13 protein-coding genes are annotated in these 12,144 nt (G+C 42.1%); 11 read left to right on the top strand and 2 right to left on the bottom strand.

The annotated features are described in order from the left end of the window. Positions 1-126 precede the first annotated feature (126 nt). From IPM95_14210 to IPM95_14200, 3 genes are all read left to right on the top strand, one after another. On the top strand, positions 127-444 hold the full coding sequence (locus IPM95_14210; protein ID MBK9330417.1) for a septum formation initiator family protein: 318 nt from the start codon (positions 127-129) through the stop codon (positions 442-444). A 142-nt stretch (positions 445-586) separates the two neighbouring features. After that, a complete protein-coding gene (locus IPM95_14205; protein ID MBK9330416.1) occupies positions 587-1,705 on the top strand; it encodes a sterol desaturase family protein in 1,119 nt (372 codons plus the stop codon). Positions 1,706-2,352: 647 nt separating this feature from the next. After that, positions 2,353-3,135: a M23 family metallopeptidase gene (locus tag IPM95_14200; protein ID MBK9330415.1), complete on the top strand. Its 783-nt coding sequence runs from the start codon at positions 2,353-2,355 to the stop codon at positions 3,133-3,135. Here IPM95_14200 and IPM95_14195 read toward each other — a convergent pair. Then, on the bottom strand, positions 3,125-4,090 hold the full coding sequence (locus IPM95_14195; protein ID MBK9330414.1) for a cytochrome c: 966 nt from the start codon (positions 4,088-4,090) through the stop codon (positions 3,125-3,127). The two genes, IPM95_14200 and IPM95_14195, sit on opposite strands and share 11 nt — an antisense overlap. A 109-nt stretch (positions 4,091-4,199) precedes the next feature. Here IPM95_14195 and IPM95_14190 point away from each other — a divergent pair, with 109 nt between their 5' ends. The 8 genes from IPM95_14190 (at position 4,200) to IPM95_14155 (ending at position 11,454) form a co-directional block, all read left to right on the top strand. After that, positions 4,200-5,000 (top strand): DUF1295 domain-containing protein, encoded by an 801-nt coding sequence (locus IPM95_14190; GenBank protein MBK9330413.1) that lies wholly within the window; start codon positions 4,200-4,202, stop codon positions 4,998-5,000. Positions 5,001-5,153: 153 nt separating this feature from the next. Further along, positions 5,154-6,950, top strand: coding sequence for a 6-phosphogluconolactonase (locus tag IPM95_14185; protein ID MBK9330412.1), 1,797 nt, complete (start codon positions 5,154-5,156; stop codon positions 6,948-6,950). 59 nt (positions 6,951-7,009) lie between these two features. Then, positions 7,010-8,092, top strand: coding sequence for an Mrp/NBP35 family ATP-binding protein (locus tag IPM95_14180; GenBank protein MBK9330411.1), 1,083 nt, complete (start codon positions 7,010-7,012; stop codon positions 8,090-8,092). A gap of 22 nt (positions 8,093-8,114) precedes the next feature. Beyond that, positions 8,115-8,354, top strand: coding sequence for a NifU family protein (locus IPM95_14175; protein ID MBK9330410.1), 240 nt, complete (start codon positions 8,115-8,117; stop codon positions 8,352-8,354). Positions 8,355-8,383: 29 nt separating this feature from the next. Then, positions 8,384-9,184, top strand: a complete 801-nt coding sequence (gene pyrF / locus IPM95_14170) for an orotidine-5'-phosphate decarboxylase (protein MBK9330409.1) — start codon at positions 8,384-8,386, stop codon at positions 9,182-9,184. A 2-nt stretch (positions 9,185-9,186) separates the two neighbouring features. Further along, the gene (moeB, locus tag IPM95_14165) at positions 9,187-10,278 is read left to right on the top strand and encodes a molybdopterin-synthase adenylyltransferase MoeB (GenBank protein MBK9330408.1); all 1,092 of its coding nucleotides are present in this window, start codon (positions 9,187-9,189) and stop codon (positions 10,276-10,278) included. Between the two features lie 57 nt (positions 10,279-10,335). Continuing rightward, positions 10,336-10,953 (top strand): hypothetical protein, encoded by a 618-nt coding sequence (locus IPM95_14160; GenBank protein MBK9330407.1) that lies wholly within the window; start codon positions 10,336-10,338, stop codon positions 10,951-10,953. Positions 10,954-10,995: 42 nt separating this feature from the next. Beyond that, positions 10,996-11,454 (top strand): DUF1569 domain-containing protein, encoded by a 459-nt coding sequence (locus IPM95_14155; protein ID MBK9330406.1) that lies wholly within the window; start codon positions 10,996-10,998, stop codon positions 11,452-11,454. A 54-nt stretch (positions 11,455-11,508) separates the two neighbouring features. Here the strand turns inward: IPM95_14155 and IPM95_14150 are convergent, their stop codons facing one another. Further along, a complete protein-coding gene (locus IPM95_14150; protein MBK9330405.1) occupies positions 11,509-11,925 on the bottom strand; it encodes a hypothetical protein in 417 nt (138 codons plus the stop codon). Positions 11,926-12,144: the final 219 nt, after the last annotated feature.

Raw genomic sequence — 12,144 nt, 5'->3', positions numbered from 1 at the left:
CCACGATTATCGTGGCACGATGTTTACATAGCGGTCCCTCTGCAATCATTTTCATAGGGTCTTTTTAATACACATAGGTTAAAAAATTCTAACTGCGAATTGCCAATTACTAATTACCTTTACAACATGGCCATCGTCGATTCAAAGCTCAAAGAAAAGATTCCCGCCTTATTCAGGAATAAGTTCTTTTTATTGTTTTTCGGGTATTTCATTTACCTCTTGTTTTTTAACCAGAATACGCTCTTTTCCCAGGCCAAACTGGCACTGGAACTGCATAAACTTTCAAAAGAAGAGGCTTATTATACCAAAGAAATTCAGAAAGTGAAATTGCAGCAAAAGGAGCTTTTTTCCGGAATTGAGCAGATGGAAAAATTTGCCCGTGAAAACTACTGGATGAAACGCGACAGCGAAGACCTGTACATTTTCGTGGAGGAAGAGAAATAGTACACAGATTTTCAGGATAATTAAGATTGCGTGGGTTGAATCATAAAAATCTTGATAATCCGTGTTCGATTAAGAAGCAGTTATTTCATTTTTCTTCCTAACTTTATTCGTCCATTCTTCATCGTCAATCGTTTATAGCAGTATGAAATCACTCATCGTTTATTCCATTCCGGCTTTCTTTGTACTGATAGCCATTGAAATAATAATTGACAAGATCAAGAAGACGCATCTGTATCGTCTGAATGATGCCATCAGCAATATCAATACAGGTATTGTACAGCAGGTAACCGGCGTGTTGCTGAAGATATTGAATATAGGAGTGTATATCTGGATTTATGACAATTACCGTATCACCACCATGCCGCAAACCTGGTACACCTGGATACTGCTGTTGCTGGGCGTCGATTTTTTTTACTACTGGTTTCACCGCCTGTCACATGAAATCAGCGTTTTGTGGGGGACCCATGTGGTGCATCATCAGAGTGAGGAATATAATTTGTCCGTTGCCTTGCGGCAGTCAGCCACACAGGTCTTCGGCTCCTTCTGGTTTTACCTGCCACTGGCTTTTATAGGGTTTGATCCTCTTTCCTTCTTAGTGGTAGCACAGATACAAACCTTATATCAGTTCTGGATACATACGCGCTTAATCGGAAAGTTGCCGGCCTGGTTTGAGTTGGTGATGAATACGCCCTCTCATCATCGGGTGCACCACGGCGTGAATCCAAAATATATCGACAAGAATCATGGAGGTACCTTTATCATCTACGACAGGATATTCGGCACCTTTCAGGAAGAAGAGGAAGAAGTGCATTACGGCATCACATCGCAGCTGAAAAGCTGGAATGTTGCCGTCGCCAATTTTGATTATTACGGCTGGATGGCAAAACAATTGGTGCATGTGAAAAATATAAAGGATTTTTTCCTTGTTTTATTCAAAGCTCCCGGGTGGCGGCCGGCATACCTCGGCGGCCCCATCGTGCCGAAGGAAATTGATACCACCCGTCAACTGTATGATGCAGATACCAATTCAAGGATGCATGTGTATCTTTCGATACAGTTCTTGCTGATGCTCGCATTTGTTTCGTATTTTTTATTCGGAATTGATAAATTCAATCTAAAGCAGGAACTGGTCGGCATCGGCTTCATCGTATTGTCTTCCATTACCATCGGGTCGCTGTTCGAGCGTAAGAGGTGGGCAGCTGTGCTGGAAGTGGTCCGGCTTCTAGTGGCAGTTCCTGTTTTGTATTATTTGTTGAGATAAGTCAATGGATTTCCACTTTTTCATTTTCCTGAATTTCAGAAAATGCGTATCTTTGTTCTTGCAACTAAGTTGAAAGAATGCCGAAACAACTGGTAGTACTGATACCAATTCTTATTTTCATTATTTCCTGCCAAAACCGTCACAACGGGCAGGACGATAGCCTTATTGTCAGAACGGAGGCAGCAGATACAACTACTTCAACTGCCTGTGAGAATCCCGTAGCTATCTCATTTCTGGATATTGATGTAGCTGAATTGTGTGTGAGGGAAAAGGTAGTGGGCCGGAGAAACAGCATTCAGAAGATATTTAAATCACTTCGCTTAAATCAGTATCAGTATAATCAGTTTGTGCGTGAGAGCAAAGAGTATTTCGATGTCCTGAATATTAAACCCAGCCAAAAATATTTTACCATTTCGAAAGAAACGGATTCCTCCTCTGTTTTGCAATACCTGGTTTTTAAAGCATCGGATTATGAATATGTCATTGCCAACTGCACGGATACAGCGTTGGTTCCGTATGTGAATGAACAGGAACCGAAGAAAAAGAGATGGAAGTTTAAGAAACATAAAACGATTCTCTACCAGCCGCTGCAGATATCCTTTTATGAGAAGAATATTGACACCACCAAGATTTATTTTGCGGCGGTCATGCAAAAGTCGTTATCCAAAACATTGAAAGAAAATAAGCTGGACCCATCGCTGATGGAAAAGTTAAATGTTGCGTTTAACGGGAAGTACAATGTAAACAAAATCCGGAAAGGGGATACGCTGCAGTTCATCTACGACCAATTGAGCATTAACGGACAATTTCTGAATTACGGGCATGTACAGGCCATTTGCATTAAAACCAGGAAGAAAAGCATTTATGCGGTTGATTATTTCCTGAAAGATGACAGCAGCTATCAGTATGTGGACGATGCCGGGAAATACCTGAAAACATCCTTCTTAAAATCTCCCTTAAAAAAGGGAGGAAGCATCGTTTCCCGTTTTAGCCTGCGGCGGTTTCATCCGATATTACAGGTGGAAAAAGCTCACTTGGGTACCGACTTTGCCGCGCCTCAGGGCACCCCGATTATTGCCACTGCCAGCGGGGTGATAGAAGCGGCACAGTTTACACACAATAACGGCAAGTATGTCAAAATCCGGCATGACAGAAGGTATGAAACACAGTATCTGCACATGTCCCGTTTTGCCCGTGGTATAAGAAAGGGTGTTCGTGTACAACAGGGGCAGGTGATAGGTTTTGTCGGCAGTACAGGATTGGCAACCGGTCCGCATGTTTGTTACCGGTTCTGGAAACATGGTGCACAGGTGGATCCGCTGAGAGAGAAGCTGAACGTAGTCAGACAAGTTCCCAAAAAAGAGTTAAACGATTACCTGGCCTACTTTACCGCCGTAAAACAAGCCTTAGAGACCATTTCTATCCGTTAAGATTCTTCACTACCTTATTTTTAATCGGCTTCAATGCCTGCAGATAAGCATATATGGCCTTTAGGTCCACGCTATCCATTCCGGCATACATGCTCCAGGGCATCATAGTCTGGAAGTCAGATGGGGATTTAATATCTGCCAAAGTGGATTTAGCTTCAAAAGATTTAAATTTCGACACAAAAGCTTCTTCCGTCCAGTAACCTATGCCGGTTTCCTTGTCCGGCGTGATATTAGAGGAAACAATTGTCTTTCCGGGCAGATTAAATTCTCTCCCCCCTGCAAAATCCATGCCCTCCACCTTCTTGCCTTTAATGGCATTTGTATGGCATTCTGAACAGCCGGCTGCATTTACTACATATGCGCCGTATATGGCATTGGCAGCCTTTTCAGGTCTCTTGGTAAAAGAGGCTTTCTGAGGGATGGTATTGAGGATAATACTCATCGGGAATTCCGGTTCAGAAGGAGGTACCTCATTTTGTATCGGTTTTAATGTGCGGATATATGCAATGATGGCAATGATGTCCTCCTTGTCCATATGTGCGTAATACGGGTAAGGCATGACGGGGAAAAACGCTTTGTTGTCGCGGTTTACGCCGCAGGAAATGGCTCTCAGCAATTCACCGTCTGTCCATTTTCCGACACCTGCCGGTGTAATGTTTTTTGCGTAAAAGCTGCCGGGGAATCCAAACTCTTTTGTAAAGGCGTCGCCGCCCATTCCTTCTGTCCCTTCCACCGGCGGGCCGGAGAATTTAGACCAGTCTCGTTTGGAGTGGCAGTCAATACACACCGATACGTGGTTGGCTAAATAGGCGCCTCGGGCAATCACTTCAGGAGTCGCCTCGATTTTCAGGTCATCCGGTTTGCCAACATTGGGTAATGCCAGCGTAAGATAGCCCAGTGCAATTGCTATCAGGAGAACTAAAACAACTGCTATTCGTTTAATCCATTTTATCATAGTTTCTATTTTTGTTAGTGAAAATTATAATTTGTTTAGATAAAATCCAAATTATTATACACTAGGTTCAACAAAATGAACCAAAGGCTGGTTGTTTTGTTTACTATTAATGCAATTCTACAGTTATCTGAAAGTTTTTGGGATTATTCTGCTGTTTATGTACGGTATTTTTTTACTGGCACAGCTGAAAAAGAATAATTCAATCGTCGATATTTTCTGGGGTATGGGATTTGTTGTGATTGTTGTCTATTTTCTGCTTTCTGTAAATGCGTACATTGAAAGCAAACATGTGTTTTTGGTAAAACATGTCGTTAATTTCCTGGTAATTATCTGGGGGCTTCGCTTAGCTTCGCATATTTTCGTTCGCAACATCGGTCAGCCGGAGGATTGGCGATATATTAATTTCCGGAAGCTTTGGACAAAGCACAACATTCCGCACTGGCTGGGTGCATTGCTGCAGGTATTTTTATTGCAGGGCTTCTTTATGTTCATCATAGCACTTCCTGTAATCCATATAAATACCTCGTTCATAAGCATCAGTTTCCTCACTTTTTTAGGATTAATAGTTTGGCTGGCAGGTTTCTTTTTTGAGGCGGTCGGAGATTATCAGCTGACAGTATTTAAAAAGAACCCGGCAAACAAGGGCAAAGCTATGCGCTACGGATTATGGAAATTTACCCGACATCCGAATTATTTCGGTGAAATGATGATGTGGTGGGGTATCTGGATCATGTCAGTAAATTTCTTTGCACCACTACAAACAATCATTGGCTTGTTAAGCCCCGTTACTGTTACCTGGCTGCTTACAAAAGTATCAGGGGTGCCGATGCTGGAAAGCAAATACAGAGATAACCCGGAATACCAGGAGTATATAAAGAATACGCCTGCTTTCATTCCGAAATTTTGGTAAGTAGATAATCATGAAGCAATTTTCTGATATTTATCATGATTATTTATCGCGTCACCTTAAGGTATATCCCGACTATTCTTTTTATTTTTAAAAAATAATTATTCAGTTCGATTGAGAATTGTTGCTGGTTATTTACGATAAGGATTTGAAAAGATGGATATAGACATACAAACGGCTTATAAGGCACCTGATACAAAATATTTTCAGACTAAAGAAGAATTTGATGAAGCCGTTGCCCGTGATTTCTTCTATCATGCCAATCGCTCATTAAAAAGAGGTTATAAGTTTCTGGTCGGTTTATCACACGGGCAGTCACCGGCCGGAGCGTATCAGTATATCATTGATCATTACGGAGAACTCACCAGTTCGCATAATATCTTTTTTTCGTTTGTCAATTCTCCGCTGAAAAGTCAGGAAGGTCTGCAGGGAGTGATGGATGCCGGTTCCTTTTTAAGGACATTGGTGAAGAAAGGATTGATAACAGCAGAGCAGGTGATTGGCAGGGACATTCATACAGATACGTTGGAAGAATATGCTGCAGAGTTCAATGAGCTGCTGGGTCAGTTTCTGCAGCAGAACAATAAAAAGGGATTTGATTATGCTTTTCTGGCCTCCAATCCAAGAGGAAGGGTGGCAGGAATAGAACGCAATTCTAAAACGTTTGGATCAAAGGAAATAGCGGAAATAGTCACTATCAATAAAGAAAAGGAATTAACCACCACTCCCTATTTTTTAATGCAATCCAGACATATCGCATTTTTCGCGACTAAGGCAGATAAACGCCGGCCATTGGCATGGTTGTACTGTACAACAGGTAAACCCGATGAAAGTCCGAGTTTTATAAGGTTTATAGACAATCTGAAGAACAGGGTAACGGTATTCATTGATTATAAAGCACTAACATGGCCGCAGATTGAAATTAACAGGGAAACACCTTACGGCACCAGTACCATACGTTTGGATGTAGCTTATCCATATAAGGAAAATGCTAAGGAAAAATTACCGGTCATTGTTTTAATTCACGGATTTTTAGGCCTCAACTCTTTTGACGGATTGTTAACCTCCATACCATCCACCAGGTATATCGCTGCCGCTATGCATTACGGAACGATTCCGTCGGAATTGCCGGTAGACGACTATTCCAAACATGTGATGAAAAACATAGATGCCGTCGTCGATTATTTTGGTTCCAAAGGGCACCCGGTCTATATTTTTGACCATTCCATGGGCAATATCTATTTCCTGATGATGGACAGGGAGTTTGAAAACCTCAACGGCATTAAAAAGTATTTACACGGAAGGATTGGCGCCAATCCTTTTTTCGGCGAGGAATCCAAACACGCCCTGCTGGGATTTCTGGATAATGTCATTGTTCCGTCCATGAATTTTTCGGATGCGGTCATTCAGAAGCCATTCCTGCTGGCATTCCGAAGGATTATTCCATTGGACAGTAAGGCCGGTGTGCGTAAAAGAGGGATAAACCTTTCCGAGATGCTGATTAACCGGGAAGCCACCGAAAAAAGCAATATCTGGACTGCGGTGAAATCTAGGATTATTTATTTAATGACCAATATGGACTCGTTGCCGCACCTGAACAGGATTCCGATAGAACGGGCATTGAACAAGACACCGTCAAAGGTATTTGCCATACAGACACATTCCGCCTTACAGGAATCTATCGCTTATGACAGTCAGAGAGGCCTGGTAAATATACCAAAATACAATATTCCGGTTCTTATACTGAAAAGCGAACGGGACAGTGTTGCCAAATTTGTACCCAGGTTATACGAAGGAATGAATATTGAAGTGGTCGATATTACCAATTATGAAGAAAATGACCTTTTCCGGGAGCACTTGTATCATATGGTGAACCCGCGGAAAACGGCTAAGATCATAGATGAGTTTGTTGAAAAGGCTGAATTGCTGAGAACGCTGCATCCGTCTTCTTAATTACTTAATATGGACGAAAGAGGCAAAAATCCATTTTACATGTGTAATTTTGTGTCTCAATGAAATTTACAGAACAACAGATATTGCATGCACTTTCTCAGGTAGAAGACCCCGATTTCAAAAAGGATCTGGTTTCGCTGGGAATGATAAAGAATCTATCGTTTAGCGAGGATGAAATAAGATTTACCATTGAACTTACCACACCGGCTTGCCCGCTGAAGGAGCAATTGGAAAATGATTGCCGGAATGCCATCGCCCAGCTGGTTTCCAATGATGTAAAGGTGATAATTGATTTCACCTCGAGGGTTACGACCTTGCGGAATGTGAAATCAGATATTTTACCGAACGTAAAAAACATTATCACGGTAGCTTCCGGAAAAGGAGGGGTGGGGAAGTCTACCGTCGCCGTGAACTTAGCGTTAGCGCTCCTCCGAGCCGGAGCAAGAGTTGGATTAATCGATGCGGATATCTACGGACCGTCTGTACCGACTATGCTCGGGCTGCAAAGTTCCAGACCCGGAATTCAGCAGGTGGACGATAAGAACAAAATTGTTCCGGTAGATTACCTCGGTATGCAGGTGATGTCTATCGGTTTTCTGATACAGGACAAACAGCCTGTTGCCTGGCGTGGCCCGATGGCAACTTCTGCCTTACGCCAGATTATTACCGATGCCTTGTGGAATGACCTGGATTATCTGGTGCTGGACTTGCCACCTGGAACAGGAGACATCCATCTTACATTGGCGCAGTTGGTACCAGTAACCGGAGCCATCGTGGTGACGACACCGCAGGAAGTGGCCCTGATAGATGCACGTAAGGCAATTGCCTTTTATCAGTTGGAATCTGTCAATGTGCCGGTATTGGGTGTGGTGGAAAATATGTCTTATTTCACACCACCGGAATTGCCGGATAAGAAATATTATATTTTTGGAAAAGGCGGTGGCAGGTTGCTGGCACAGCAGTTTGAGGTGCCGTTCTTAGGCGAATTGCCCATTGAACAGGATATCAGGGAAGGGGGAGATTTCGGAAAGCCCATTGCATTGCAAACGGCTACTGCTGCAGCCGTAGCTTTTGAGCAACTGGCACAAAGTGTTGCACAACAAATTGCCATTATTAATAACGCAAGTGTCTCCATAAATTAGTACTTTTATGGTTGCCATGACAATAGACAGTAAGATAGAATTGATGGAAAAAGTACAGGATGCGCTGAATAATATCCGTCCGTTCCTGAATTCAGACGGCGGGGACATCGAGCTGATAGATATTACCGATGACATGGTAGCTCAGGTAAGGCTTTTAGGGAATTGTGATGGTTGCAAGATGAGCGTTTCCACCATGAAAGCAGGCGTAGAGAGTACGGTTAAGAATTTCGTTCCGGAAATAAAATCGGTAGAAGCCATATAACTCATTGCGAGCAGCGCGAAGCAATTGCTATGACCAGAAAACAACTCATTCAGCAGATTAAAAGTAAAAAATCGTATTTGTGTGTCGGGCTCGATACCGATATCGCCAGGATTCCCCCTCATCTGCTGAAATATAAGAACCCGATACTGGAATTCAATAAGCAGATCATAGAAGCCACGCAGGATGTCTGTGTAGCCTATAAACCCAATCTGGCCTTTTATGAAATGTACGGCGCTAAAGGATGGGAGACATTGGATAAAACGATGCAGCTGATACCCGATTCCAATTTCAAGATTGCAGATGCAAAACGCGGAGATATTGGCAATACGTCCAATATGTATGCAAAGGCATTTTTGGAGAATATGAACTTCGATGCGATTACCATTGCTCCCTATATGGGCGAAGATTCCATTAAACCGTTTCTGGAGATCAAAAACAAATGGGTGATTGTGCTGGGGCTGACATCCAATAAGGGTTCCCGGGATTTCCAATTCCTTCAATCCGGTAAGAAACCGCTTTACCAGAAAGTGATAGAGAAATGCATGCAATTTGGCACACCTGAAAATATGATGTTTGTAATCGGTGCCACACACGAAGAGATATTTAAAGCGATTCGTCAGTTTTGCCCGGATCATTTCTTACTGGTGCCCGGCGTGGGTGCCCAGGGCGGAGATTTGCAGAAGTTGTCACAATTCGGCTTGAACAAGGATATCGGCTTGCTGGTGAATGCCACACGCAGTGTCATTTATGCCGGCAATGGAAAAGATTTTGCAGAAAAGGCCCGTGCGGAAGCCCTTCGCATGAATCAGATCATGAAGACATTTCTGTAAGGATGAACGCTCCGGACTCCATACTATCTCAGGATGAACAGCAGCGCTATGCAAGACAGATAGCTATACCGGCAGTTGGATGGCAGGGACAGGAGAAATTAAAAAAAGCAAGCGTCCTGGTCATTGGCTGCGGAGGCCTGGGGTGTCCTTTGCTGCAATATTTAACGGCCGCCGGTATTGGTACGATTGGTATCGCAGACGATGATATTGTTTCACTGTCGAATTTGCAGCGGCAGATATTATTTACACAAGAAGATATCGGAAAACAGAAAGTGGAGGTGGCAAAACATAGATTAGCGCAACTCAATCCGCAGGTGAAAATAGAGATATTTACGGAGCGTTTGACTTCAAAGAATGCATTGAGGTTGTTCGCCGATTATGATATTATTTGTGACGGAACGGATAATTTTCCCACCCGTTATCTGGTGAACGACGCTTGTGTACTGTCCAATAAAATAAATGTGTTTGCCGCTGTCAATCGGTTCGATGGGCAGGTTTCGGTATTTAATCACCAATCAAAAATTAATTACAGGGATTTATTTCCACATCCGCCCAATCCGGATGAAGTACAGAACTGTGCCGAAGCCGGTGTGCTGGGCACTATGTGCGGAATCGTTGCCTCCATACAGGCTAATGAAGTCATAAAACTGATTTTAGGAATAGGCGATACCCTGGATGGAAAATTGCTGAGGATAGATGGATTATCTTTGAACCAGTCAGTTTTTACAATTTCTAAGAATTCAAATATCATTATTGATACATTAATCGATTATGAACACTTTTGTAATATGCAACGGCAGCCGGCTGTAAAAGAAATTACGGCAGATGAACTCCGGAAAATGATAGAGAACAAGCAGGACTTTCAACTAATAGATGTACGGGAGCTTCATGAACATGAATTGCAGCATATTGGCGGGGAATTAATGCCCATGCAATCCATTTTGTCCAATCAGCATATGATTTCCAAAGAAAAAAAAGTGGTGATGTTTTGCAAATCCGGTTTGCGGAGCGCCAATGTTATCCGTTATCTGGAAAAAGAAGGGTATTCTAATTTATATAACTTACAAGGCGGGATAGATCAGTTCTTGAAATAAATGATAAATAAATCCGTTTATACTTTAACTTTGACCCAAATTCATAAAATCACAATTATGCAAAAGACATTTTTCAGCGGATTCATATTTTCATGTATCTGCCTCTTCATTTCCTGTGCCAAAACGGACGACCCTGGCATTGATGATCCGGATGTATATTCGGTTCAGGTGGATTCCACGCTTAAAAGTTTTTATACCGGTCCGGATAATACTTATGAAGCGATTTTTGGATGGGATTTCAATCAGTTTCCATTAAATTTAGATTGCACCATGTTTATCGATTTGTATTGGTATGGCAGCACTTCGATTCACGGCATCTATATCCATTTTAACAATTTGGACGGTGACGTGCTGATGGATAATAATGGATTTGTCAAGGCATTTGATTCCGGTGTAACGATTGATTCGACAACTGCAGGTACCTGGAGCGGTCCGAATGATGCCGTTGTGGCGTATGATTATGTTTCACACCCATCTGCCGATTCGGGGAATCTGGCAGGTAAAGGAGATAAATACATCGCGTTCAGCGCACATACCGGAAATGCAGCCACGTCACATCTGAAACACTACGGTTGGATGCGGGTTCAGGTTTCTGGAACCGGCCGTGTTATGAAGGTATTAGCCATCGGTTTCCAGAAGAAGTCCAATACATCCCTGTACACCGGAGAAATATAAGTATTGTTTCTTGTATATGACATCTAATTAAATTTCATTTTTATGGCCTTACCAAATATGTATGCTATTTCTGTTGCAGATGATTTCATCAGCAGAATAAACAAATTAACACCTGAAACATCCGCAAAATGGGGCAAGATGAATGTCTCTCAGATGCTGGCACATTGCTGTGTAACATATGAATATATTTTTGAGGAACGCTCAGACAGGCCAAACTTCTTCCTGAAGCTGATGCTGAAAACAATGGTAAAAAGTAAAGTGGTCAGTGAAACACCGTACACGCAAAACGGACCTACAGGCCCTGCTTTCATTATTGCCGATGTCAGAGATTTTCAAAAAGAAAAGACACGTTTACTTAACTACATCTGTAAAGTGACGGAAAGAGGCGCAGCTTTCTTTGAAGGGAAAGAATCGGTATCTTTTGGCGAACTCACATCTCATGAGTGGAATAACATGATGTATAAACACCTCGATCATCACCTCAGACAGTTTGGGGTATAATAAAAAGATATTTCCGTGATTTACCTCCCGGAAATATCTTTACAGAGGATATCATTAGTTTATTTTAGCCGCCAGATTGAGCTGTTCGCCAAAAGGGAATCCTAATGTTAATATTGATATTGCATTTGCGGTAAAAGTGTAATTGATGTCACCTTCTTCATTCAGACTGTTTTTCAGGCGGATAACCCCCGGACTTTTCACGAACCAAACAAATGTTTCAATTCTTTCATTTGAAATGACACCTCTGTTGCTGGTGAATTTTCTTTCTACTCCTGTTCCATTTGCTTTAAAGGTAAATTCATGTTTATCCTGAACCCCATTCGAATTTAAACTTGTTACTATCTTTTCCCAGTTGCCCACTAAATTTGTATCAATCAATTTGTCTTCTTTTTTACAGGATGTCGTTCCTGCTAACGTAAAACATACCGCCAATATGGCCAATACACTTTTTGCTAATTTTATTGTTTTCATACTGTTTGTCTTTTTTGTTTTAAATAATTTGATGATGTAAAGTTCGGCAACAACTGCACCAAAGAAATAATGGTAAACAACCGTAAAAAAAATTCAGGGTTTTCCGCCAGGTACTTCCTTGCCATCAAAGTCTCCTGAACGGGACTCTGCGTACAAAAGAATATATACTAATTTTGCAGAGTCCTCTGCAAGAGACTCCTGTTTGGAAACAAGGGTGAG

This window comes from Sphingobacteriales bacterium (assembly GCA_016719635.1).
In the GTDB taxonomy this organism is placed as follows: Bacteria; Bacteroidota; Bacteroidia; order Chitinophagales; family JADIYW01; genus JADJSS01.
This window is presented reverse-complemented; position numbering and strand designations above follow the sequence as displayed.